Origin of the sequence: Azoarcus sp. CIB (assembly GCF_001190925.1) — a bacterium.
GTDB lineage: Bacteria > Pseudomonadota > Gammaproteobacteria > Burkholderiales > Rhodocyclaceae > Aromatoleum.
Genome location: NZ_CP011072.1, coordinates 221,116 through 245,804, shown reverse-complemented (window position 1 = coordinate 245,804; position 24,689 = coordinate 221,116). Strand labels below are relative to the sequence as shown.

21 protein-coding genes and 1 pseudogene are annotated in these 24,689 nt (G+C 69.6%); 5 read left to right on the top strand and 17 right to left on the bottom strand.

What is annotated here, in order from left to right; translation table 11 throughout:
* Window positions 1-47 precede the first annotated feature (47 nt).
* Complete coding sequence (locus AzCIB_RS00945) at window positions 48-371, bottom strand: hypothetical protein (RefSeq protein ID WP_050414171.1); 324 nt, start codon at window positions 369-371, stop codon at window positions 48-50.
* 25 nt (window positions 372-396) lie between these two features.
* On the opposite strand from AzCIB_RS00945, the gene AzCIB_RS00940 reads away from it, so the two are divergent.
* The 4 genes from AzCIB_RS00940 to AzCIB_RS00925 all read left to right on the top strand — a co-directional run bounded on the left by AzCIB_RS00940 (window position 397) and on the right by AzCIB_RS00925 (window position 6,046).
* Window positions 397-3,675, top strand: a complete 3,279-nt coding sequence (locus AzCIB_RS00940) for a hypothetical protein (protein ID WP_157058396.1) — start codon at window positions 397-399, stop codon at window positions 3,673-3,675.
* A gap of 221 nt (window positions 3,676-3,896) precedes the next feature.
* On the top strand, window positions 3,897-4,100 hold the full coding sequence (locus AzCIB_RS00935; protein ID WP_050414169.1) for a cold-shock protein: 204 nt from the start codon (window positions 3,897-3,899) through the stop codon (window positions 4,098-4,100).
* A gap of 370 nt (window positions 4,101-4,470) precedes the next feature.
* Window positions 4,471-4,821 carry a helix-turn-helix domain-containing protein gene (locus tag AzCIB_RS00930; RefSeq protein WP_050414168.1) on the top strand — a complete coding sequence of 117 codons (351 nt, stop codon included), beginning with the start codon at window positions 4,471-4,473 and terminating at the stop codon, window positions 4,819-4,821.
* Entirely contained in the window at window positions 4,793-6,046 is a 1,254-nt protein-coding gene (locus tag AzCIB_RS00925; RefSeq protein ID WP_050414167.1) for a type II toxin-antitoxin system HipA family toxin, read from the top strand. Before AzCIB_RS00930 ends, AzCIB_RS00925 begins: the two co-directional genes overlap by 29 nt.
* A gap of 126 nt (window positions 6,047-6,172) precedes the next feature.
* Here the strand turns inward: AzCIB_RS00925 and AzCIB_RS00920 are convergent, their stop codons facing one another.
* The 3 genes from AzCIB_RS00920 to AzCIB_RS00910 form a co-directional block, all read right to left on the bottom strand.
* Window positions 6,173-7,522: a sigma-54-dependent transcriptional regulator gene (locus tag AzCIB_RS00920; protein ID WP_050414166.1), complete on the bottom strand. Its 1,350-nt coding sequence runs from the start codon at window positions 7,520-7,522 to the stop codon at window positions 6,173-6,175.
* Window positions 7,519-9,384: a sensor histidine kinase gene (locus AzCIB_RS00915; protein WP_050414165.1), complete on the bottom strand. Its 1,866-nt coding sequence runs from the start codon at window positions 9,382-9,384 to the stop codon at window positions 7,519-7,521. Before AzCIB_RS00915 ends, AzCIB_RS00920 begins: the two co-directional genes overlap by 4 nt.
* Before the next feature lie 148 nt (window positions 9,385-9,532).
* Complete coding sequence (locus AzCIB_RS00910; RefSeq protein ID WP_232299316.1) at window positions 9,533-10,885, bottom strand: MFS transporter; 1,353 nt, start codon at window positions 10,883-10,885, stop codon at window positions 9,533-9,535.
* A gap of 401 nt (window positions 10,886-11,286) precedes the next feature.
* Between AzCIB_RS00910 and AzCIB_RS00905 the strand changes: the two genes are divergently transcribed.
* Window positions 11,287-12,510: a CaiB/BaiF CoA transferase family protein gene (locus tag AzCIB_RS00905; RefSeq protein WP_050414164.1), complete on the top strand. Its 1,224-nt coding sequence runs from the start codon at window positions 11,287-11,289 to the stop codon at window positions 12,508-12,510.
* A gap of 39 nt (window positions 12,511-12,549) precedes the next feature.
* Here AzCIB_RS00905 and AzCIB_RS00900 read toward each other — a convergent pair whose 3' ends face one another.
* From AzCIB_RS00900 to AzCIB_RS00850, 13 genes and pseudogenes are all read right to left on the bottom strand, one after another.
* Entirely contained in the window at window positions 12,550-13,161 is a 612-nt protein-coding gene (locus tag AzCIB_RS00900; protein WP_198149595.1) for a type II secretion system protein, read from the bottom strand.
* Window positions 13,162-13,163: 2 nt separating this feature from the next.
* A complete protein-coding gene (locus tag AzCIB_RS24380; RefSeq protein ID WP_083447119.1) occupies window positions 13,164-13,550 on the bottom strand; it encodes a type II secretion system protein in 387 nt (128 codons plus the stop codon).
* An 8-nt stretch (window positions 13,551-13,558) separates the two neighbouring features.
* A complete protein-coding gene (locus AzCIB_RS23575) occupies window positions 13,559-14,029 on the bottom strand; it encodes a type II secretion system protein (protein WP_083447118.1) in 471 nt (156 codons plus the stop codon).
* Between the two features lie 688 nt (window positions 14,030-14,717).
* Window positions 14,718-15,842, bottom strand: a pseudogene (locus AzCIB_RS24375) (type II secretion system protein GspD); the annotation flags it as partial.
* A 551-nt stretch (window positions 15,843-16,393) separates the two neighbouring features.
* Window positions 16,394-16,987 (bottom strand): secretion system X translation initiation factor, encoded by a 594-nt coding sequence (locus tag AzCIB_RS00890; protein WP_050414163.1) that lies wholly within the window; start codon window positions 16,985-16,987, stop codon window positions 16,394-16,396.
* Entirely contained in the window at window positions 16,987-17,535 is a 549-nt protein-coding gene (locus tag AzCIB_RS00885) for a GspMb/PilO family protein (RefSeq protein WP_050414162.1), read from the bottom strand. The genes AzCIB_RS00890 and AzCIB_RS00885 overlap by 1 nt, the downstream gene beginning before the upstream one ends.
* Window positions 17,522-18,076, bottom strand: a complete 555-nt coding sequence (locus AzCIB_RS00880) for a PilN domain-containing protein (protein WP_050414161.1) — start codon at window positions 18,074-18,076, stop codon at window positions 17,522-17,524. Before AzCIB_RS00880 ends, AzCIB_RS00885 begins: the two co-directional genes overlap by 14 nt.
* Window positions 18,073-18,870 carry a hypothetical protein gene (locus AzCIB_RS00875; protein ID WP_157058395.1) on the bottom strand — a complete coding sequence of 266 codons (798 nt, stop codon included), beginning with the start codon at window positions 18,868-18,870 and terminating at the stop codon, window positions 18,073-18,075. Before AzCIB_RS00875 ends, AzCIB_RS00880 begins: the two co-directional genes overlap by 4 nt.
* A complete protein-coding gene (locus AzCIB_RS00870; RefSeq protein ID WP_050414159.1) occupies window positions 18,851-20,575 on the bottom strand; it encodes a GspE/PulE family protein in 1,725 nt (574 codons plus the stop codon). The genes AzCIB_RS00875 and AzCIB_RS00870 overlap by 20 nt, the downstream gene beginning before the upstream one ends.
* A 112-nt stretch (window positions 20,576-20,687) precedes the next feature.
* Window positions 20,688-21,242 (bottom strand): response regulator, encoded by a 555-nt coding sequence (locus tag AzCIB_RS00865; RefSeq protein WP_050414158.1) that lies wholly within the window; start codon window positions 21,240-21,242, stop codon window positions 20,688-20,690.
* A 211-nt stretch (window positions 21,243-21,453) separates the two neighbouring features.
* A complete protein-coding gene (locus AzCIB_RS00860; RefSeq protein ID WP_198149594.1) occupies window positions 21,454-22,173 on the bottom strand; it encodes a SurA N-terminal domain-containing protein in 720 nt (239 codons plus the stop codon).
* A 221-nt stretch (window positions 22,174-22,394) separates the two neighbouring features.
* Window positions 22,395-23,981, bottom strand: a complete 1,587-nt coding sequence (locus AzCIB_RS00855; RefSeq protein WP_232299315.1) for an ABC transporter substrate-binding protein — start codon at window positions 23,979-23,981, stop codon at window positions 22,395-22,397.
* 5 nt (window positions 23,982-23,986) lie between these two features.
* Window positions 23,987-24,685: an SCO family protein gene (locus AzCIB_RS00850; RefSeq protein ID WP_050414156.1), complete on the bottom strand. Its 699-nt coding sequence runs from the start codon at window positions 24,683-24,685 to the stop codon at window positions 23,987-23,989.
* Window positions 24,686-24,689 lie beyond the last annotated feature (4 nt).

Here is a 24,689-nt window from a genome sequence, read left to right as displayed (position 1 = left end):
GCGTGCGCCTCGCCGCCTTCCGCTGCCTCGCCGACGCCCTCATGGGCCTACCGCCGGGGCGGCACGAGGGCGCAGTGCAGCCCGGCAGCGTGCAGTTCATCTACCGCTGCGCGCAGGACGCGCGCCTCTACGTGTGGCAGCAGGTCGAGGCCATCGAACTGCTGCGCGAACTCGCCCCCGCCGCCTTCCTCGAAGTCGTGCGCCTGCGCCTCGCGCGCCCGCACGGCGGTGACGACCTGTTCGTGCGCCGGCGCGCCGTGCAACTCGCCGCAGATGCGATCGCGACCCTGCCGGCCGCCGCCGCGCTGCTGCCCGCCGCGCTGGCCGACGTCAGCCCCTATGTGCGCCAGGGTCTCGCACAAGCCCTGCATGCGGCACCGCGAAGATCGTCGAACAGTGCCTGCCGCCGCTGCTCGCCACGACGTGCCGCAGGTGCGCGCCCAGGCGCTGCTGGCGATCGCCGAACACCACGGCGAGGACCGCCTGCCGCTGCTCGCGTGGCTGCTCGAACGGCTGGAACGCGAATACGACACCTTCGTGCTGCGCACCGCACTGCACGTCAGCGAGCGCCTGATCGCCGCGGCGACCGGCACCTGCCCGCGCGGCGCACGCTTCGCCGGGGTGGGCGGACGCTCCATGGAGCTCGCGCGCATCAAGGACGCCGTGCGCCGCCTGCACCAGCGCGCAGCGGACCTGCGCGTGCGCCGCTGGGCCGCCGAGACCCTCGCGCGCTTCATGCTGGTGGACGACGTCGAACTGCGCGAGCTCGTCGCCCGCCTCGGCACCGAAGCACAGGCCTGCCCGCCCGGGCGCGACCGCCGCCTGCCCGACGATTTCGACGCCGTGCCGGGCGAGCGTCTGGGCCTCGCCGCGATGCTGCTCGCGCGCGACGGCTTCCCGCTCGACTTCGAACGCCGCCGCGGCGGCTGGCACCTCTACCGCGGCCACCGCTTCGCGTTCCGCCTGTGGCGCTGGCTGCACGAGCTGCGCCACCCCTCGCCCGACAAGCGCCAGGCCTTCCGCCACACCACCGGCCGTATCTTCCGCGGCAGCCTGCGCGCGCCCTCGCGCATCCTCGCCGAGCTCGCGCAGACCAAGGTGCCGGGCGAACCGCTGCATCACGCCAGCGAGGCCGGCTCGCGCCCGTGGCTGCCGCTGCCCGACGAACTGCTCTCCGCGCTCGACCTGCCACGCACGCAGCAGCCGCTGCGCCTGTTCGCGCCGGAAGGCGTCACCGAACTCGCCCCGCCCACCTCGCTCCTGCGCCGCCTCGCGATGCGCGCCCGCCTGGTGTGGCGCTTCGCCGACTTCGCGCATGCACGCAACTGGCACGAAGGCTCGCAGCAGGCGCCCGACCACTACGCGCGCCGGCTGCGCGAGCTGGGCTTCGAGCTGCGCTTCACGCCGCACCGCGACGCCGCCGCCGACCCCGCCGTGACGCGCTTCTTCCCCGCCGGCTTCGCCTTGGGCGCCGGCAACGACGAGCTGTGGCAGCGCTTCCAGAACTACTTCTTCTCCGTCTACGGCAACTCGCTCGCCGAACTCGCGCTCTTCCTCGGCGCCGCGCTGGCCGCCTTCACCGCCCGCCATCTCGTCGTGAACCACCGCCAGCGGCGCGCGCGGCGCGACATTCCGCTGGTCGTCGGCGGCTGGGGCACGCGCGGCAAGTCCGGCACCGAGCGCCTCAAGGCGGCCCTCTTCAACAGCCTCGGCTACGGCGTCGTCAGCAAGACCACCGGCTGCGAGGCGATGTTCCTGCACGCCCACCCGCACCAGCCGCTGCGCGAGATGTTCCTGTTCCGCCCCTACGACAAGGCGACGATCTGGGAGCAGCACGCCGTCACGCGCATCGCCAGCGATCTCAAGGCCGACGTGTTCCTGTGGGAATGCATGGCGCTCACACCCTCCTTCGTCGAGCTGCTGCAGCGACGCTGGATGCGCGACGACCTCGCGACCATCACCAACACCTTCCCCGACCACGAGGACCTGCAGGGCCCGGCCGGCATCGACATCCCGCAGGTGATGACGCACTTCATCCCGCCGGGCGCGACCCTCGTCACCAGCGAGGAGCAGATGCGCCCCATCCTCGCGCACGCTGCGCAGATGCTCGGCACGCGCGTCGAGACCACCGGCTGGCTCGAATCCGGCCTGCTCGCGCCCGACGTGCTCGCGCGCTTCCCCTACCAGGAGCACCCCGACAACATCGCGCTGGTCGCACGCATGGCGGGCGAGTTCGGCATCGCCGCCGACTACGCGCTCAAGGAGATGGCCGACCGCGTCGTGCCCGACCTCGGCGTACTCAAAGTGTATCCGCCCGCGCCGGTCGCGGGACGCACGCTGTCCTTCGCCAACGGCATGTCCGCGAACGAGCGCTTCGGCTGCCTCGGCAACTGGACGCGGCTGGGCTTCGACCGCATCGACATGGATGCCGAACCCGGCACGCTCGTCAGCACCGTCGTCAACAACCGCGCCGACCGCATCGCGCGCTCGCGCGTGTTCGCCAGCATCCTCGTCGCGGACATCGCCGCCGATCGGCACTTCCTCATCGGCTCCAACCTCGAGGGCCTGCACGGCTACATCCGCGAAGCCTGGGACGAGCACGCCGCCGCGCTCACGCTGTGGCCCGAACGCGGCGCCAACCCGCTCGCCGTGCTCGAAGGCGAGGCGCGCCGGCTGCGCCAGCCCTGGACCGCGGCACGCCTGCACGCGCGGCTCGCGGCGATGCTGCGTCCGCAGCTGCCCGACGACGCGGCGACGCTCGCGGCGCTATGGAAGCGCCCCGACGCGCTCGCCGAGGCGCTCGCCGCCGCCGGCGTCGCGCACGCCGACGAGATCCTCGCCTGCGCGCGCGCCGACCTCGCCGCGCACGACGAATACCGCGCCTTCGCGCAGCGCCTCGAAGGCTTGCCGGCCACGCCCGACCCCACCCTCGCAGCCGCGCTCGACGCGGACTTCCGCGCGCTGCTGTGGCGCTGGTTCGAGCGCAAGCTCGTCACCGTCGCCGACTACCACGCCGGCGGCAACCGCATCGTCGAGCTCATCGCGCAGCACACCCCGCCCGGCCTGCACAACCGCATCATGGGCATCCAGAACATCAAGGGCACCGGGCTGGACTTCGTGTACCGCTGGCAGGCCTGGGGACAGTGCCACGACGCCTGCGCCGACCTGCACGCGCCCGACGCCACCCGCTTTCGCCGCGGGCTCGCCGCGCTCGCCGCCTTCCAGGACTACGGACTGCTGTGCGAGGCGCACGTGCGCGCCACGCTCGCCGCCGCCCGCCACGCCCCGCACGGCCAGGCCGCGCTCGCCCAGGCGCAGATTGCGCAGATCGCCGCGAACCTCGAGCACGCCATGGCCGACGTGCGCGCCCAGCTCGGCGCCACGCGCGAACAGGGCCTGCTCGAACGCCTCGTGCTCGCGGTCGAAGGCTTTGTCGATGCGGGCGACGCGGTGCGCCGGCGGCGCGTCGCCAACCGCATCTACAAGGATCTCGTCACGCAGCGCATCAGCCACGCGCGCGCCGCCATCGAACTCCAGCGCCTGACGCAGCAGCAGAAGGGCGGCTGGCTGTATGAGCGGCTGCGCCAACGCCTGCGCGCCGTGCAGGAATCGCTGGCGCGCCCGGGCGACGGCGAGGTCGTTTCCGTTGCGCTGCGCGGGATGCGGGGTCGTTGAAGGTTGCGAATGTGCACGATGACACGCGTTTACGCGCAAAGCGGAGCGCGAGGTAGTTGACCGCGCCGCAGTTTTTCACCAGACTGCTCAGCGCGCATCAGTCATCGCGTGGCGTTTCGAGCTTGAAGTCCTTTGGTACTCAGTCCGTCATTCCCCGATCGCGATTGTCGCAACTTTGGGCAAACGCCCCTTATGTAAACTTTGATTTGGGAACTTCAGACATGGCAACTGGTACCGTCAAGTGGTTCAACGACGCCAAGGGCTTCGGCTTCATCACCCCGGACAACGGTGGCGAGGACCTCTTCGCGCACTTCTCCGCGATTCAGGGCTCGGGTTTCAAGAGCCTGACCGAAGGCCAGAAGGTTCAGTACGACGAGACCTCCGGCCCGAAGGGCAAGCAGGCGGGCAACATCCGCCCGATGTAATCCGCCTCGCGGCAGGATTCGAATGATGAAGGCCCGGCTCTGCCGGGCCTTTTTCTTTGTGGCGGGGTGTTACTACGCAGCTGACCCATACGTAGAAAGCTCAAAGTGTTAGAGCAGCTCTTACATCGAATGCGCACGGTGGCCGGGCACGCCGAAGGCATCGTGCCGACTGGCGAACTTGGCCAGCCATTGCGCTCCGGCGTCGACGCGTACCGAGGCCTTGGGGCGCGCTACGCCCAGAGCTCTGCCACATATATTAGGCGGTCTTACCGCAATTGCCTAATATATGTGTTATCCGCCGAACGGCAAGGTTGGCAAATAACACATAACTTTGCCGAAATGCGCTTGTTTGCCTAATATATGTGTCGTCATGGCTAAAACGACGCTCCCCACCTTTCCTTCCGTGCTCCGGCAGCTTGTGGCGCTCGGCGAGCGCATGCGGCTCGCGCGCCTGCGACGCAGGATAACGACGGAACTCTTCTCCGAGCGCATGGGCGTCTCGCGCGAGACCTTGCGACGACTGGAGAACGGCGACCCAACAATCGCCATGGGGACGTACATGCGAGCACTGCGCGTGCTCGGACTCGATGACGACATTGACGAACTCGCACGCGACGATGAGCTTGGTCGCAAGCTACAGGACCTCTCGCTGCCGCAACCGCGCACGCGCAAACGCGCCACAAAACCGAACAATGGCCCAAGCAAACCGCCTCACGTATGAAGTCCATCTGGACGCGCCGGAACTAGGCGTGCGCCAGCGGGTGGGCACGCTCTACCGCCACAAAGTTCGCACCGACGCCCCGGCGGCCTTTGAATACGACAAGGAATGGCTCAAGCGCGACCAGGCATTTGCACTGGACCCGCGGCTCGAACTCTGGCGCGGCGAGCAGCATCCGCCCGCCGATGCGCGGGCATTCGGGGTCTTCATGGACTCCGCACCAGACCGGTGGGGCCGTGTGTTGATGGAGCGCCGCGAAGCGGCCGAAGCGGCCAGGAATTCCAGGAAGATGCGCGCCTTCCATGAGATAGATTTCCTGCTGGGCGTCTACGACCATACGCGCATGGGTGGCCTGCGCTTCTGTGAACCCGGAGGCCCGTTCCTCGACACCAGCGACAACGCCGCTCCGCCGGTGACGGACCTTAAGGAGCTGGCGTACATCTGCCAACGCATAGAGGAGCCAGGCGTCGAAAGGCTGCCCGAATACGAGCGCTGGCTTGCCCTGCTCATCGCACCCGGAACGTCTCTCGGCGGCGCGCGGCCGAAGGCGAACTTCACCGACGACGACAAGCGCCTCTGGATAGCCAAGTTCCCCGCGAAGGATGACCGCTACAACGTCGGCGGTTGGGAGTATCTGATGCACGTACTGGCTCGGAAGGCAGGCATCATCGTGCCTGAGGCGCGGCTCGAGTACCTCTCCGACCAGTACGGTACCTTCTGCTCGGCCCGATTTGACCGTACCGATGACGGTCGGCGCATGTACGCTTCTGCCATGACACTGCTCGAACGGCAGGATGGTGAGGCGGGCGCCAGTTACCTGGACCTGGCGGAATTCATCTCTGACCACGGCGCGCAGGGCCACATTGATGAGGACCTCGCGCAGCTCTTTCGTCGGGTGCTCTTCAACATCCTGGTTGGCAATCGTGATGACCATCTGCGCAATCACGGGTTTATCCGGGAGCCCTCTGGCTGGCGGCTGTCTCCCGCGTTCGACATCAATCCGAACACGGCGAAGCAGACGCATGCGCTTGCCATCGATAGCAAGAACGCGGAGCCTGATATTCGCGTAGCGATGGAACAAGCGGAGCTGTACCGTTTGAACCAGGAGGCCGCCAAGAGCATGCTCGATGAGGTGCGCGACGCCATTGAAGACTGGCGCACGGTGGCCCGAAAACTACAGCTGCCCTCGGTCGAAGTGCAGCGCATGGAGTCTGTCATCCAGGCGTAAGCATCCCAATCCCGTAAATGGAACCTGCGACTCCATTGTTCTGCATGTCCCCTTGGCCGAGAAGCATTTCCTGGGTCAGCTGCGTAGTAACACCCTTATGGCGCAGACCGTTCCGCCCCCGAAGCCTCAGCCCGCCCGCGGCGGCTCACGGAAATCGTCCGCGCGGATGCCGTAGCGCGCGAGCTTGTCGTAGAGGGTCTTGCGCGGAATCTTCAGCAGCTCCGCGGCGCGCACGACCTGACCCTGCGCGACCTTCAGCGCATTGCGGATGAAGCCTCGCTCGGCCTGTTCAATCTGGGCGACCAGCCCGGTGGCGCCGCCGTGCTCACCTTGCGGCACGGGGAGGCCGTCCGAGAGGCCCAGACAGATGCGCTCGGCAGCGTTCTTCAACTCGCGCACGTTGCCGGGCCAGTCATGCGCCTGCCAGTGCAGCACGTCGGCGGCGCCCCACGGCGGCACCGGAAGCTTGAAGCGCTGCGCGGCCTGGGCCAGGAAGTGGGCCATCAGCAGCGGAATGTCTTCCTTGCGGTCGCGCAGCGGCGGCAGTTGCAGCACGGCCACGTTCAGGCGGTAGTAGAGGTCCGCGCGGAACCGCCCCTGGTCCGAGAGCGCCTTCAGGTCTTCCTTCGTCGCCGCCACGATGCGGCAGTCCACCTCGACCGGCACGTTGCCGCCGAGCCGTTCGACGCGATGGTCCTGCAGCACGCGCAGGAGCTTCGCCTGCAGCGCGAGGGGCATGCTCTCGATCTCGTCGAGGAACAGCGTCCCGCCGTGCGCATACTCGATCTTGCCGATGCGTCGCTTGGTCGCGCCGGTGAAGGCGCCTGCCTCGTAGCCGAACATCTCGGACTCGAACACGCTCTCGGGCAGGCCGCCACAGTTGATCGCGACGAAGGGGCCGGTGCGGCCGCTCGCGGCGTGCAGCGCATGCGCCAGCACTTCCTTGCCGGTCCCGGTCTCGCCATGCAGCAGCACATCGACGGCCGTCGGGCCGAGCGCGCCCACGAGCCGGCGCAGGTTCTGGATGGCCGGGCACTCGCCGACGATCGCCGCCCCCGCGTGACGGGCGAGTTCTTCCGTGAGGCGGCTGACCTCCCGCGTCAGACGGCGTTTCTCGAGCGCGCGCCGCACGACCTCGACGAGCCGCTCGGGCGGAAACGGTTTTTCGATGAAATCGTAGGCCCCCGCGCGCATCGCCTGCACGGCCATCGTCACGTCGCCATGGCCGGTGATCAGGATCACCGGAATTCCCGGGTCGGTTTTCAACAAGCGCCCCATCAGGGCGATGCCGTCCATCTCGGGCAGGCGCACGTCGCTCACGACCGCGTCCGGCACCCGGCCGGCGAGGGCCGCCAGCGCGGACTCGGCATCGGCGAACGGTTGTGCCGCGAAACCGGCGATGCGCAGCGACTGGCCGCTCGCGTTGCGCACGGCGGGGTCGTCTTCGATGAGCCAGAGGGTCTGGTCCGCAGTCATGGCGTCGCTTCCGGGAGCAGGATTTCGAAACGGGCGCCGGGCCCGGCGTTCTCTGCGCACAAGGTCCCGCCGAGGCGTTCGATGATCGCACGCGAAATCGTCAGGCCCAAGCCCAGGCCCTGGCCGGCCGGCTTGGTCGTGTAGAAGGGCTCGAAGAGGTGGACGAGCGTGTCCGCGGAAAAACCCGGACCGTGGTCGCGGATGACGAGGCGCACCTGTCCGTTCGCGCGCGTGGCGCTGATCTCGAGACGTGCCTCGGCGCCCTTCCCCGCACCTTTCCCCTCGCTTTCCCCGTCCCCTGCCATCGCCTGCAGGCCGTTGCGGATCAGGTTGACGAGAACCTGATCGAGACGGACACCGTCTGCGAGCACGTGCAGGTCGGGCGGCTCGATCGACACCACGATCTTCGCCGGCGTCCGCGCCGTCGCCGCCGAGAGCAGCATCAGCGCATTGTCGATCGCCGCGCCGACGCGCACGGGCACGAGTTCGAGCGGGGACCTGCGCGCGAAGGACTTGAGCGGGCCGACGATGCGTCCGATGCGGTCCACCAGTTCACCGATCGCCTGCAGGTTGCCCCGCACTTCGTCCGTTTCGCCCATCTCCAGCAAGGCCACGCCATTGCCGGCAAGCATCTGCAGCGCCGAGAGCGGCTGGTTGAGCTCGTGCGACACGCCGGCCGCGAGCTGTCCGAGCACCGCAAGCTTGCCGGCCTGCACCGCGTCGTCGGTGGTCTTGCGCAGGATCGACTCGGTGCGCTCGAGGTCATCGACGCGCTCGTGCAACTGCCGGTTGGCGCTGGAAAGCTGCGCGGTGCGCTCCTCGATGCGCCGCTCGAGCTCGTCCGACACCCGCTTCAGGGCTTCGGCGGCCTCGCGGCGCTCCTTGCGGGATTTCCGGCGCAGACGGCCGTAGACGAAGAGCGAAACCGCAAAGGCCGACGCGAAGCCCGCGCCGACGCCGCCGAGCACGGCCGTCTCGCGCACGTCCCTTAGGTCCGAAAACAGCATCAGGCCCCATCCCGGTCCGGCGATCACGTGGGACTGGGCCAGCCACTTGCCGCGTCCGTCCGGGAACGTCGCGCCATCCACAACCGCCCCTGCAGGCAGCCTTTCGAGCGTCGCGGCGGCGAGCGGCCGGATCTCGCCTTGCGGGTACTGGCGCGCCGCCGTGACGCGCGCCTGCACCTCCGCCGACAGCGGCTGCAAGGCGCGGTATTTCCAGGATTCCGTGGTGCTCAGGATCACGACGCCGTTCTCGTCGACCAGGGCGACCCGCTCGCCGCTTTCGCGCCAGCCGCGCTCGATGCCGTCCAGGCTGAAGGTGATCGCTGCCACGCCGATGATGCGGTCGCCGTCGCGCACCGGGCGCGACCGGAAACAGCCCGGCACCAGCGTCGTCGTGCCGACGCTGTAGAAGAGCCCCGCCCCGCCCGCCATCGCCTGGCGGAAGTAGGGGCGATAGGCGTAGTTGTTCCCGATCAGCCGCGGCTGGCTGCTCGCAACGGCGGTCCCGGCGGCGTCGAGGAGGTAGAACTGCGTCACCTCGGTGCCCGCCTGTGCCCGCACGAGGAGTTCGTCGACCGCCGGCGCCAGTGCGCGATCACTGTCGCGCAACAGGCGGATCGCATCCTTGTGCAGGCTGATCATGAACGGCAGGTGCTCGTACTTGTCGAGCACGCTCTCGAGGCTGCGCGCGAACAGCGCGAGGCGCTGCTGCCCGGCCTCGTTCAGCCGGGAGAGCTGCCACTCCCACGCGCCGCGATAGCCCAGTCCGGCGGCCAGTGTGCAGGCGGCGGCAATCAGCAGGAGGTCGAGCGCGCGCCTGGCCCGCCTGCCTGCGACCGTCGGATTCCGCCCAGTCATGTGCGCTCCCTTGCCTCCGGACTTCGCGAACGGGGGGACACGCCGGTCGAAGGGGGCAGGCGGAATGCGCCGCACTCCGCCCGCCCCGCGACCGATCCCGTGCGGACGGCGGGAAAGTGCAGCGTCTCCCGCCGTCCGGCAACCAGACTCAATCCTCGTCGATCCGCGACGTCGCCTTCGTGTCCTTCATCGTGACTGCGACGATCAGCGACAGCGCCGCGCACGCGCTGACATAGTAATAGAACCACGGCTCGTGGCCGATGCTCTTCAGCCACAGCGCCAGATACTCGGCCGTGCCCCCGAACAGCGACACCGTCACCGCGAACGGGAAGCCGACCCCGAGTGCGCGGATATGCACGGGGAAGAGCTCGGCCTTGAAGATCGCGTTGATCGACGTGTAGCCGGTAGTGATCACCAACGCGAGGATGTACCAGCCGAGCGCGCTGCTCATGCTCTGCGGCACCGACAGGGCCGTGAGCAGCGGCACGGTGAAGACGGTGGCGCAGGCGCCGAAGGCGATCAGCATCGCGCGGCGGCCGATGAAGTCCGACAGCAGGCCGACGAGCGGCTGCAGGAGCATGAACACGAAGAGCGCGATCGACGAGATCAGGGTCGCGTCGTCCTTGGCGAAGCCTGTCGTGTTGACCAGGTACTTCTGCATGTAGGTCGTGAAGGTGTAGAAGGACACCGTGCCGCCCGCCGTCAGCGCCACGACCGTGAACACCGCGCGCGGATGCTTCGCGAGTTCGCGCACGTTGCTGTGCCGCTTCGCGCCTTGCCGGTGTTCATTGAAGGCGTCCGTCTCGACCATGCCGCGGCGCAGCCAGAGCGCCGCCGCCGCGATGGCCGACCCCAGCAGGAAGGGGATGCGCCAGCCCCATTCGTAGAGCTCTTCCTGCGTCAGCACGAGTTTCTGCAACACCAGCAGCAGGCCGAGCGCAAGGAGTTGGCCCATGATGATGGTCACGTACTGGAAGCTCGAATAGAAACCGCGTCGGCTCGGCGTCGCGATCTCGCTCAGGTAGGTGGCGGAGCTGCCGTACTCGCCGCCGAGGCTGATGCCCTGCAGCAGGCGCGCGACCAGCAGCAGCGCCGGCGCCCAGTAGCCGATCGTGTCGTAGCCGGGGATGAAGGCGATCATCAGCGATCCGGCGCACATCAGCATCACGGAGAGCATCAGCGCGTCGCGCCGGCCCTTGCGGTCGGCGTAGGAGCCGAGCAGCCAGCCGCCCAGCGGGCGCACGAGGAAACCGATCGCGAAGACCGCGGCGGTGTTCATCAACTGTGCGGTCTGGTCGCCGGCCGGAAAGAACTTCGGCGCGAAGTACAGCGCGAAGGCCGCATACACGTACCAGTCGAAGTATTCGACGAGGTTGCCCACCGAACCGCTGAAGATGGAGCGCAGGCGCTCGGACGGGCTCAGATGGGCCGTCTGGCGGCGGATTTCGCCTGGCAGCTCGCCGGCTCCTCCGGCCGGCAGGGTCAGTTCATTCACACTCATGCTTGTCTCCTGGTTTTTGATCGGCGAGTGCCGCCAGAGAGCATGGCAAGCGTCGTGCCAAACGTATCTATCTGTTTTTATGTGATTTTTAGTTCGAGACTGTGCGAATCCCCGGAATCAACGGCCATCGCTGTGCGGAAATCCGCACACTTCGAACGGCCGCCTCGATGCAATTTTCTCGAAGTGCGCAAATTGCACAGATCACCTCAAATATGTCGTTTGCTGCGTGCTGTTTTGTTTCCTAGGATGCGTTTGCCTCACAACACAGTCCGACCGCGACAACCCTGGGAACGAATATCCATGAAAGCGAACGAAATACCGTACGGCGTGGCCGCCCTCTCCTCCGCGCCTGCCTGGCGCCCCCTGTCGGGCCGCGCGCCCTGCGGCAAATGAGGCACCACATGCCGAGCGCTCTTTCGCACATCCGCGTACTGGACCTTTCGCGCATCCTGGCGGGCCCGTGGTGCAGCCAGATGCTCGCCGACCTGGGCGCCGACGTGATCAAGGTCGAGCGCCCCGGCACGGGCGACGATACGCGCGGCTGGGGACCGCCGTGGTTGAAGGACGAGTCGGGCGCGGACACCGACGTCGCCGCCTACTACCTGTGCGCGAACCGCAACAAGCGTTCGGTCACGATCGACATCACGTGCGCCGCGGGCCAGGACCTCGTGAGGCGGCTTGCGGCCGAATCCGACGTCGTGATCGAGAACTTCAAGGTCGGCGGGCTCAAACAGTACGGGCTCGATTACGCGTCGCTCCGGGCGATCAACCCCCGCCTCGTGTATTGCTCGGTAACCGGCTTCGGCCAGGACGGCCCCTACGCGCCGCGGGCCGGTTACGACTTCCTGATCCAGGGCCTGGGCGGGCTGATGAGCATCACCGGCCGCCCCGACGGCGAGGAAGGCGGCGGGCCGATGAAGGCGGGCGTGGCGCTGACCGACATTCTCACCGGGCTGTACGCGTCGAACGCGATCCTCGCTGCGCTGGCCTGGCGCGACAGGAGCGGCGAAGGGCAGTACATCGACCTCGCCCTGCTCGACGTGCAGGTCGCCTGCCTGGCCAACCAGGCGGCCAACTATCTCGCCACCGGCCGCTCGCCCGCAAGGCTGGGCAATGCGCATCCGAACATCGTGCCGTATCAGGACTTCCCCACTGCCGACGGCTACATGATCCTTGCGATCGGCAACGACGGGCAGTTCGCCCGCTTCTGCGCCGAAGCAGGCCGGCCGGAACTGGCCGGCGACCCGCGTTTTGCGACCAATGCGGAACGAGTCAGGCACCGCGCCACGCTGATCCCGCTACTGAAGCAGCTCACGGTGCTGCGCAGCACCGCGGAGTGGATCGCCGCGCTGGAGTCGCTTGCCGTGCCCTGCGGCCCGATCAATACGCTGGCCGACGTCTTCGCCGACCCGCAGGTGCATGCGCGCGGCCTGAAGGTGACGATTCCGCACCCGGTCGCGGGCACGGTGCCGCTGGTGGCGAATCCGATGAAGCTGTCGGCGACGCCGCCGGATTACCGCCTTCCGCCCCCCATGCTCGGCGAGCATACCGACGAGATCCTTGCGACGACGCTCGGCTTGCGGGACGCGGAGATCGAGCAGCTCCGGATGGACGGCGTGGTCTGACACCTCAGCCCGTCGATTGCGGCAGTAGCCCCGGCCCGATCAGCGCGTCAGCTGGAAGGGCGACACGGTCGGCGCCGGGCGCGGTGCGCGGGCGGCGTCGATCACGCTCTGGCGCGGGTCGATGGCGACCGCCGGGGCGCCGGTCGGCCCCGGTTTCACATTCGCACCGGCCTGCGCGGCCGTGGTGCTGAAGGCGCGTTCGGCGACGAACTGCCAGTCCGCATAGCTTTCCATCCCTTCGAATTCCGACCACTCGGGCGGAAAGCGGCCGCGCTTGAGCGGCGTGTCGCGCGACTGGCTGAAGACGCCGACGATGCCGCCGTCCGTGCCGCGGATCAGCCCCCAGTCGGTGCTGCGCGTGATGGGGTCGGCGTACAGGCGGCGCAGGTAGTGGCGCGGCGTCGGGCTGCGCTGGTCGGTGAGCAGGTCCTCCAGGCGCTGCGGGAAGCGCTTCACCTCCGGCGAGTTCTCGTAGTACAGGCGCAGCGCGCGCGCGTACTGCGAGCCGACCCACAGCAGCTCGCGTTCGCGGGCGCGCAGGCTGGCCGTGGACCACAGCTGCATGGTGCCCACCAGCGCCAGCGACATCAGCACCACCAGCACCAGCGCGCCGATGTAGGTGAAGCCGCGCTCACGTGCGTCCGGCGGCACGGCTACCACTCCGCGTAGGGCGTCCCGTCGCGCGCGTTGCCCTCGGCGCCGCTGCGCACGTCGCCCACCGCGCCGCTCGCGGCGCCCTGCGGCGGCACGATCACCCAGCTGTCGTTGCGTTGCGTGATCGGGTCCGTGGGGACGCCGCGCAGGTAGCGCTTGTCGGCAAGGGCCTGCAGCGAGTCGGGGTAGGCGCCGGTGTCGCCGTAGTAGTGGTCCAGCGCGTCGCGCATCACTGCGAGGGTCTGGCGCAGCGCGGTGTCCTCCGACTTCTCCAGGCTGCCGAAATAGCGTGGCGCGGCGATCGCGAGCAGGGTCGCGATGATCGACAGAACCACCAGCAGTTCGATCAGCGTGAAGCCGGCGCGTGATTGGTGCGGGGTATCCATCGCGGGTCTCACCACTGGCGGTAGGGAACGCCGTTCATCCCCTCGCCGGTCGCGAGCGAGAAGACGTCGAAGACGTCGGCGCCGGCGCGGGGGTTGTCGGGCGGGCTGTCGTAGGCGCGCAGGCCCCAGGTCTCCTCGGGCGGCAGCTCGGGGGCGGCGAAGGGGTCGCGCGGAACGCTGCGCAGGAAGTAGATGCGCCTGCCTTCGGCATTGCGCACGTCGCGCACGCCGTCGACCAGCACGCGCAGCGTCGGTGGGTAACCGCTGGCGTCGGCGAGCTTGTCGATCTGGCCGGAGTCGGCGGCGAGCTTGTAGGCGTCGATGGCGTCGCGGATGCGGTACAGCGCGCCCTTGAGCTCCTGCTCCTTGCCGCGGCGCACGACGGTTTCGGTGAGCGGCGCGGCGATGCTGGCGAGCAGCGCGACGATCGCCACCGTGATGACGACCTCGACGAGGGAGAAGCCGCGCGCGCGCCGCATCGTCCGTCCTCAGGGCTTGGCGCCGAGCGCGAGCGCCGCGGGCAGCGGCACGGACACCGGGCGGTTGCCATCGCCGAAGGCCGACACGCTGGTCACCTTGAGTTCGGCCGGGGCGCTGCTGCCGGGCAGCGCGACCACGCGCAAGGCGCATCAGCGCACCGTCGCCGCGCGCGCCCTGTGGCGCCGAGCGCGACAGCGCGACGAACATGCGTCCGGTCTTGTCGTCGATGCGCGGCGCGAAGGAGGTGATGGCGCCGTCGGCGTTCATCACGTCGCCCTCGGTCACGGCGACGATGCGCAGCGCGGCCGGGTCGTAGGCGAGCTGCACGGTCGCGGCGCTGAGGGGCTGGGTGACGTTCGCGCGCAGGATCACGTCGGTCTCCTCGCCGGGCTTCAGGCCGGCGGGCGCGGTCCATGACAGCGTCGCGGCGGCGGGCGAGGCGGCCACCGCGGGCACGTCGCTGGCGGCGGCGGACGGCGCGAGCGCGGCCACTGCGGCGGGCGCGGGCGCTGCCGGGGCGATCGCGTCACGCGTCATGGCGTTCGCGGGTGCCGGCGCGGCCCCCACCGCCGGGGCGGTCGTGGTCATGCGCAGCATGGTGTCGGTACGCGCCTTCAGCACCGCCTCGGTGCCCGACGGGTACTCGATGTCGTAGGGGTTCATGTAGGGCAGGTTGCGCACGATGCGCGGGGTGATCGACAGTACCAGCTCGGACTTGCCGATGGAGTCCTTGTTGCTGCCGAACAGCCGCCCCAGGCCAGGGAGGTCGCCGAGACCGGGGATGCGGTTGCCGGAGACGTCGTGGTCGTTGCGCATCAGGCCGGCAAGCACCTGTGTCTCGCCGTCCTTGAGGCGCAGCGAGGTGGCGGCGTTGCGCGTGTCGACCTGCACGGGGATGGTGCCGTTCTTGGTCGGCGTCTGCGCGGTGGCCTTGCTGACCTCCAGGCCGATCTTGATCAGCACCTCGTCGTTGAGATGCACGGTCGGCTCGACTTCGAGCTTCAGGCCGACCTCGAGGTACTGGATGCTCTCGGTGATCACCGGCCCCTGCGTCGAGGGCGTGGAGGTGGCGCTCACCACCGGCACGCGCTGGCCGATGTGGATGCGCGCCTTCTCCTTGTTGCTGACGCGGATCACCGGGTTCGCCAGCGTGTTCACGTCGCTGTCGTTGGCGTTGATGCGCAGCTCCGGCGAGGGGCCGATGGTGATGCGGTCGCGGTCGATGCCGCGGTACTGGCTGAGCGTTCCCGGCGGGCCGCCGAGGTCCGGGCGCAGGATGCCGAAGGTGCTGGGCCATTGCAGGCCGAGGTCGAGGATGCGCTGGCGCGACACTTCCATGACCTCGACTTCGAGCACCACCTCGGGCTCGGGCAGGCCCTGCGCGGTGAGCAGCTTCTCGGCGAGGCGGATGGCGTCGGGGGTGTCGCGCATCGTCAGCGTGTTGAGGCGCTCGTCGATGAACACGTCCTTGGTCTTGAGCAGGGTCTTGACCATGTTCATCGCGGTCTTCGCGTCGGTGTTGGCGAGGTGGAAGGTGCGGATCGTGAGGTCGAGGTAGTCGCGCTGCTTCTGCGGCGTGTCGGGGTAGATCATCACGGTGTTGTCGCTGATGATCTTCTGCTGCAGCTGGTTCTGCAGCAGCAGCAGCTCGACCGCCTGCTCGACCGGCACCTGGCGCACGAACAACGTCGCCTTGAGGTCGGACTTGACGTCCTTGTCGAACAGGAAGTTGATGCCGGCGTTGCGCGACAGCACCTCGAAGATCTGCTTGAGGTTGCCGTCGCGGAACTCCAGCGTCACCGGCGCGGACATCTTCGAGCGCAGCTGCGGGTAGGGCGTGACGTTGGTCGCGCGCATGTCCTCGATCTCGCGCTTGAGCGCGAGCGCGGCGTCGTTGCGCGGGTCGATCGCGAGCACCGGGCGCACGAGGCGGTCGGCGCCGTCGGGGTCGCCGCGGCGCAGCGCGGCCTGCCCCTGGCGCACCGTCTCGCCGGCGTTGCGCAGCTGGTCGAGCTGGCGCAGGGCCTCGCGTGCGCGTTCGTTGGCGGGGTCGAGCGCGAGCACGCGCTCGAAGCCGCGCACGGCGGCGTTGTGGTCGCGCATCAGGCGCGCGCGCTCGGCGGTGGCCAGCAGCGCGGCGATGACACGTGCACGCTGCGTCGTCTGCGCCATGTTCGCCGCGGCATCGCGCGGCTGCTCGCGCACGGCCTGGTCGAGCTTGGCGAGGCCTTCCTCGTAGCGCCCCTCGTCGATCAGCTGCGTGCCCTCGCGCTGCAGGGCATCGGTGGCACAGCCGGCGAGCGCCGCTGCCAGCAGCAGGAGCGCAACGCGGGGTGCGGCACGGCGGAGCAGCTTGTCCAGCATCATGGTTTGCTTCCCACTGGCAGGGTCTGGGTCATGTTCAGAGGAAGGTAGATGAATGTCATGGTGGTGTCGGTGATGCTTTTCACTTTGTAGCTGCCATCGAGCACGTCGCCTTCGGTGACGGTGTAGGGGCGGTCGCCGCGCACGAGGAAGACGCGCACGCTGTGGCCGTCGGCGAGCTTGCCGAGATATTCGTAGGGGATGGGCGGCGCGGTGGGCGCAGGGGGCGGGGGCGGCGGGGCCGCGGGCGGAGGCGGCGGCGGAGGGGGCGGTGGCACGTACCAGCTGTGCGCGGCGAAGAGCTCCGGCGCGGGGCGGGAAGCTGCGTCGGCCGGCGCGGCCGCTCCGTCCTGCGTGCTGGCGGGCGGCGTGCCGGCAGGTGCGGCGTCCGCGGCAGGGGTCGGCGCGGAGCGCAGCTCGACGAGCTGCCCGTTTTGCGTGGGCGGGGCAGCTGGAGCGGGCGCCGCTGCGCGCGGGCGGGCGAGCGGCTGAACGGGGTCGTCGGCAGGACTTTCGAAGAATTCGGGGATGACCGCGAGCGCAGCGGCCGCACCGAGGAACCCCACCCAGAAGAGCCGGCGCCGGTTCGCCATCAGCGCCTCGACAGGTAGAGGGTCATGCGGATGCGCCCTTCGAGTTCGGTGTCGGACACCGCCTTGCGCTGCAGGTCGAGGTCTTCCACGCTCAGGCCCGGCACCTTGGCGATCGCGGTGTCGATGAAGCGGCGCAGCTGCGCGTAGCTGCCGCGCACCGGCAGCAGGATCTGGTAGCGCGCCATGTCGGTGCCCTGCTCCACCGCGAGCGCGTACTCGCCGCGCGCGAGCGAGATCTTCTCGGCGTCGGCGGCGGTGTACAGGCCGTCGATCGCGCCGGTCGCGGCGGGCTGGGCCGGCAGCCCGGCGTAGAACTCGTCGAGCTGGCGCGCGGGCGGCTGCGCGATGTGCACCTCGCCGCGCAGCACCGCCGAGGCCTGCGCCTGGGCGCGCAGCATGTGCTGTTCGGCGCGTTCGCGCGACTCGATGCCGGGCAGCACGACGAACACGGTGCCCGCCGCGGCGGCAGCGAGCAGCACGGCACCGCCGAGGCCCGGCAGGCCGAGGCGTCGCAACGCTTCGTGCAGCGTGAGCTTATGGATTCGCATGGTCCGTCACCCAGCTTGCGACGAGGCTGAAGCGCACCGGCCGGCCCTGCACCTGCTCGGCGAACTCGTGATTGACGAGCGACACGTCGCGCAGCGCGGGCGTGTCCTCCAGCTTGCGGTGGTAGGCGAGCATCGCGCCGAGGTCGCGCGCCTCGGCGGTGACGCGCAGCTGGTGCTTGCGCGCGTCCGGCGTCAGCGACAGCAGCGCGACGTCGTCGCTGGCGAGCGACTCCAGCGTCGCGAACAGCGCCTGCCAGGGCCGGTTGTCGATGCGCGTCTGCACGCGCTGCATGTCCGCCAGGCCGCTGTCGCGGCCGTCGCGGCCCTTCGTTCCGGCGCCCGGCGGGTGCTGGTCGAGCAGGGCCTCGGGCAGGCCGGCGACGATGTCGCGCACGGAGGTTTCCAGCGCGGCGGCCTCGGCTTCGATCTCGACGCTGGTCCACATCGACGTGGCGACCAGCGCGATGCCCGCGACGAACAGCACCCAGCCGCCGGCGCGGGGCCGGGGCGAGCGGCGGAAGTCGAGTTCGAGCCGGTTCATGAAGCGACCGCCAGCGCCATGTCCTGCCACGTATCGCCGCCGCCCAGCGCCAGCCCCTGCGGCGCGATGCCTTCGACCGCGGGCCACGCGCCCGCCGCATGGCCCGGGGCGTGCACATACACCGCCGGCGCAGGCCCCGCGGCCGGGTCGCCGATGCCGTTGAGCTCGCATTCGCGCTCGAGCAGCGCCGCGACGGCGCGCTCGCTGTCGGCGCTGGCGCTGGAGCGCACCGACAGCCACTGCCCGGCGCGCGCGAGCAGGATGCTGCAGCGGCCCGGCTCGGCGACGGCGAACACGAAGTTGTCGCGGGCGAGGCGCGGCTGCAGGCGGTTGTAGGCCGCCATCAGGTGCGGCTGCACGGACTCGAGGCGCAGCCCGGCGCCCTGCGCGACGGTGTGCAGGCGGTCGAGCAGCGCCTGCTCGATCGCCGCCGCCACGCGCGGGCGGCCCGCCGCCTCGGGCGAGATGCGCAGCGCCCAGCCGGCCGCGATGGGGCCGTAGATGTCCTCGAAGCCGATGCGGGCAAAGCTCTCCAGCTCGGCGGGCGAGCCGATCGCGTCGCTCCACGGCACCAGTCGGAAATGCGCGAAGTGGCTGGAGAGCACCGCCGTCAGGCCGCCGCGGCGCGGGGCGGCCTCGCGCAGCAGGCCCTGCAGCGCATCGACGGCGCCGCTCCAGCCGCCTTCGGAGTTGCAGGCGCCGCAGGGCGCGGGGCCCCCCCGCCCCGCGCGCAGCAGCGTCACCCGCGTCGGGGCGAGAACGGCGATGAAGTTGTCACGCGACAAAAGTGACACGGTTGATCTCCTCGAGCGTGGTCTGGCCGGTACGCACGAGATCGAGTGCGGATTCGCGCAGCAGGCGCAGGCCGCGCTTCTTCGCGAGTTCCTTGAGTTCGGCGATGGGCTTGCGGTCGATGATGGTCTGGCGCAGCTCGTCGTCGAGCAGCAGCACTTCGGCGATCGCGGTGCGGCCGCGGTAGCCGCTGCCGCGGCAGCGCCCGCAGCCGGGGCTGTGCACGAATCGCCAGCCGTGGGTGTCCGCGGGGTCGATGCCGGAGGCGACGAGCTCGTCGTCGCGCGGGCGCAGATCGACCGCACAGTGCGGACAGGCGAGGCGGATCAGGCGCTGCGCGAGCACGCCGTTGAGCGCCGACACGAAGCTGTAGGGATCGACCTCCATCTGCGTGAAGCGGCCGATCACGTCGAACACGTTGTTGGCGTGGATGGTGGTGAACACGAGATGGCCGGTGAGCGCGGACTGCACGGCGATCTGCGCGGTGTCGGGGTCGCGGATCTCGCCGACCATGATCTTGTCCGGGTCGTGGCGCAGGATGGAGCGCAGCCCGCGCGAGAAGGTGAGGCCCTTCTTCTCGTTCACCGGGATCTGCAGCACGCCGGGGAGCTGGTACTCGACCGGGTCCTCGATGGTGATGATCTTGTCGACGCCGCGGTTGATCTCGGTGAGCATCGCGTACAGCGTCGTCGTCTTGCCGCTGCCGGTTGGCCCGGTCACCAGCACCATGCCGTAGGGCTCGCCGGCGAGGCGGCGCAGCGTCTTCATGACGTCCGCCTCGAAGCCGAGCGAGTCGAGGCGCACGCCGTGCGCCTGGTCGCCGAGATCCTGCTTGTCGAGCACGCGCAGCACCGCGTCCTCGCCGAAGATGCTGGGGATGATGGAGACGCGGAAGTCGATCTGGCGGCCCTTGATCGACACCTTGAAGCGGCCGTCCTGCGGCACGCGCTTCTCGGCGATGTCGAGCTCGGCCATCACTTTCACGCGCGAGATCATCTGCTCCGCGACCTCGGCGCCCTGCACGCGGCTGGCGGTGTTGAGCACGCCGTCGACGCGGTACTTGATCACCATGCCGCCGCCGGTGACGCTCAGGTGGATGTCGCTGGCCTTGGCCTTGAGGGCGTCGTAGAGCGTGGAATTGACCAGCTTCACAACGACGCTGGAGTCCTCGCTGATGCGCGTGAGCGACAGCGTCTCGACGTCCTCGACGATCTCCGCCTCCTCGTGCGCCCCGGCGAGGGAGTCGATGGCGTGGAAGTCCTCCTCGTGGCGCGCAAGGTAGGCCGACAGGTCCGCCGGATGCGCGAGACACAGATCCGCGCCGGCCAGGCGCTCGTCGATCCAGGCGAGCCGCGAGCCGTCGAAGGGGTCGGAGATCACGCCGACGAGGCCGCCGCCCGCTTCCGGCGGACGCTTCACGAGCACGAACTCGTGCTTGATCGCCTCGGCCAGCGGCACTTTCGAGAAGTCCGGCGCGCTGGCGAACAGCTGCTCGCTGCCCAGCACCGGGTAATGCAGCGTGATGGCCAGGCGGCGCACGAATTCGCGCGGTTCGAGTCCGGCCAGCTCCTCCAGTTCGTCGATCGCGCGGCGGCCCTGCGTCGCGGCACGCTCGCGTGCCGTTCGCATCAGGGCGGCATCGAGCCGCGCCACCACGCCGTTGCCGTCGTCCGGCACGACCATTTCAGGGGTGACATGCATGTCCATCGCATCGATCTCCTGCGGGTCGCGTGCAACCTGGCCCGCCGTTTCTTCATTTCTTATCGCCGCACGGTGCGCCCTTCCTGCTGCCGTCGCACCCTGCCGCGCCTCTCTGTCGTCATTGTTCGCCTTCGCCCTCTCCCTCGCGCAGCGGCCGGTGCAGGCCCGCATGCCGCCGGTCGGCGAACAGCCACGTCCCGTCGTACAGCCGCATCGGGAAGCGATGGCTCGGGTGCTGACGCCTGTCCGGGTGCGTCAGCCCGTGATCCCCGTACGGCTCGGCCCCGCCCGCGACGCGTGTCGCCACGCCGGTACCGAAGCTGCACACCACCTTCGACAGCTCGGCGAGCGGGAAGGGCTTGAACAGGATGTGTTCGATGCCCCGCCGCGCCGCCTCGTCATACACCTCGTTGCGCGGCTGCCCCGTCATCAGGATGGCGTTGGCGGTCGCCCCGCGCATCCGGATCGCGTCCAGCACCTGGAAGCCGGACATGTCCGGGAGGCGATAGTCGAGCACCAGCACGTCGGGCACGAAGCCATCCAGCGTCCTGATCGCGCTCGCGCCGTCGGACGCCACGCGGGCGTCGCAGCGGGCGCGTTGCAGGTAGGCCTGCAGGTTTTCGGCGAGGATGTCCTCGTCTTCGACTATCAACACTCTTCGGCTGGCTGACATGGCCGTCTCCGCTTTCGCACCGTTCCGGTCGAGAATGCCGGTTGCGGCTTTGACGGTACATCAGCATGCTTTGTGCCAACTTCCACATCCCGCGGAACAGGCGGGTTTCCGGTGAATCCGGCGCGCCCGGGCGCCCTGTTCCGCCCCCGAAAGTGGGGAAAAGCCACCCGCCACCTGGGTCACTCCCCCCAGCGTGGGGCCAGCGCCCCATTCAAAACTTCTGCAGCACGTCCACCTTCGCCGCGCTGCGCAGTTTCTGCAGCGCGCCCTGCCCGGCCTCCGCCCGCCGGCTCACGACGAGGTACTCGCGCACCTGCCGCTTCGCCTCGGCCTCGGGCATGCCCTCGGGTGCCGGTTCCTGTGCCAGCGTGCGCTTGACGTCGTCGTCGCTCACCTCGGGCATGCCCGCGAGCTCCTGCAGGGCGCGGCTGGCCGCCAGCTCGTGGCGCAGGTATTCGCCGTAGGTCGCGTCGTTGAAGCCGGCGTCGCGCACGCGGCGCTCGTAGGCCTCGCGCGTCGCGAAGCCCGCCTCGATGCCCTTGCGCGCCTGCTCCACGGCGGCGTCATCGACCTTCACACCGCGCCGCAGCGACTCCTGCCACAGCAGCTCCTTGTCGATCAGCTGATCGAGCGCCTCGCGCTTCAGGCGCTTGAACACTTCGGGATTGCGGATCGTGGCGACGTTGCGCGCCTGCAGCTTGAGGTAGTCCTCGAAATGGCGTTCGAGGCGAAATGCGGAGATCTCCGCGCCGTTCACGCGCGCGGCGACGCCGACCTCTTGCGCGGCGGCCGGCGTCGGCAACGCGAGGGTGCAGACCAGGCACAGGGCCGCCGCCCCGAGCCGCAGACCGCGCAGCGCGTGGCGCGCGGTCCCTCCTCTCCTCTCCTGCGCCGTGGCGGCGCGCCTGCCTTGTGCCTGGTCTGTCCTCACTCGTCCTCTCCTCGAATATTGGTGTACGGGTTCGTTGTTGCAGGAGTTTCTGGTGTGCCGCAGGTGCCGATGAGAAGGTCCCTTCCCCTTCAAGGGGAAGGACAGGATGGGGATGGGTTTCTTGCGGGCGCTCTGGAATCTACCCATCCCCACCCCAACCCTCCCCTTGAAGGGGAGGGGGTAATGGTGCTGCTCTCAGCGTCATTGCCTGCCCGACATCCTCACTCCTGCACCGTATCCAGCCGCACGTAGCGGCCGGTGGGGCGGAAGACGCGCTTTTGCGCATCCACGCCGACAATGTGGGCGCCGGGTGCGCCGATGCGCTGCCCCGGGCCGAAACCGATGGCGGGCGTCACGCCCGTCTGGAAGCCGTGCATGTTCTCCAGCGCGGCGACGAATTTGTCGCGGCTGGCGTCGCGCCCCGCGCGCTTGAAGCCTTCCACCATCACCATCGCCGCCGCATAGGCGCCGACCTGGAAGGCGGGGTGGCGCTCGCCCGCGCCGCTGCGTTCGCGCACCGCGCGCATCGCGCCCGCCCCCTGCGGGCTCCAGTCCTGCGGCAGCGTCGGATAGGCGATGAACACGCGCTCGGCCTGCGGCGGCGCAAGCTGCAGCGCGGATGCGCCGACCTGGTTGGCGGCCGCGAACATCCACGGCGGCGACTTCTGCAGCGGCGCCTGCGCGGCGAGCGCGCCGAAGTCCGCATCGCGGCCGATGAAAAACACAGCCTTCGCCCCCTGCCCGGCCACTGCCGTGCCCACACCGGCCGCGTCGAACGCGCCGGGCACGTAGGCATAGGCGCGCACCTGCGACCAGCCGCGGCGCGCGAGGCGCTCGGCGAGTGCGCTGGCGATGGCGCCACTGCGGGCTTCGTCCGGATGCACGATCGCGGCGGGCGGATTCGTCAGCTTGAGCGCCGTGGCGGCGTATTCGCCGAGCGCGCCGAGCTGCTCGCCAAGACCGGGCAGGGGGTCGAACACGAAACGGCCGCCGCTGCCCGTGAGATGGGCGAGCGGACCGACCACGGGCATGCGCGCGGCGTCGGCGAGCTCGCCGAGCCGCCCGTCGAGCGCCGGCACCAGCGGCGCGACGACGGCAAACACTTTCTCCTCTTCCACCAGGCGGCGCAGCGCCGCCTCGGCACCCGCTGCGTCGGCGCCGGGATCGGTGACCACCAGCTCGACGCGCCGGCCATGCACGCCGCCGCCGGCATTCACGGCATCGAAGGTGCCGCGCAGGATCGCCGTGACGGTCTTGCCGAGCTCCGCCAGCGGCCCCGTCGCCGGCTGCAGCGTACCGACGCGCACGGTGTCCGCCTGCAGCCCCGGATCGGCGTCGTCCTCGAGGCGCTTCAGGTAGGACGTCAGATCCTCGACGTCGCGCGCCGACATCGTGAAACGCGGCATCGCGGGGTCGAGCCGGTTGCCGCCCGCATCGACCCCGGTGGTGATGGCGCGCGCGAAGCTCGCGGCGTCGTAGGCCGGCCGTTCGCGTCCGCTTTCCAGACGCTGGCCGTAAGAGAGGGCAAGCCGCCGCCAGGTGATGTCGGGCGGGCGCACGCCCCCCTCGCGCCGCCCGCGGCCATCAGCGCCGTGGCAGTTGGCACACGGCACCACCGTTGCCGGTATTGCCGTGTCCGCGCCACCGACGCGGGCCGCTATGCTGCTGCCGGAGGCGCTGCGGCCCTCGAGGAAGATCTGCTTTCCGGCCTGTTCGGAAGCAGTCAGCTCGATTGCGGCCACAGGCCCCGCGACGCACATCAGCGCGGCCATCACACCCGACCACCTTGAGAGGCGGCGGCTTGCCATGATCATCACCGTCCCGCGCTCACCTTGGTGACCGGCTCGGTGAGCGCCTTCAGCCGTTCGGCGATTGCCGGCGGCGGCGCGTCGGGACGGATCTTGTTCCAGCGCTTGGTCGCGACGTCGCCCGCGATCAGCAGCGTGGAATGCTCCTCGGCGCTCTGCCCGAGCTGGCCGAGGCGGCTCAGCACGAAGTCGACCTTGGCCTTGTCGCCGGTGAGGAAGGTCCAGTTTGGGTTGTCGGCCTCGTTCTTCGCCGCGAAGGCCTTCAGGGAAGCCGGCGTGTCGTTCAGCGGATCGCTGCTGATCGAGATGAAATGCACCTTGCGCGCGGCCTCCTCGCCCAGCGCGTCGCGCACCTCCTTGAGCTTGCGCGTGATCAGCGGGCAGGCGTCCTTGCAGTTGGTGTAGACCACGTTGAGCATCACGACACGGTCCTTCAGCACGTCGCTGTAGAACTGCACCTTGCGCCCGTTCTGGTCGAGGAGCTCGGTGTCGGTGAAGTAGGCGCGCGCGTCGTGGGTGCCGCCGCCGGTGGCCGGGGGCGTCACGACCTGTGCGGCCGGTTGCGCGGTGGCGACCGCCGGGGCGGCGTCATGCCCGGCGTGCTTGTCGCCATGCGCGAAGGCACCCGGCGCGACGGCGAGGGTGAGGACCTGCGCGAGGGCCGAGAGGGATGCAAGGAGGACGGTGCGGCGTGCTGCGTTCATGCTC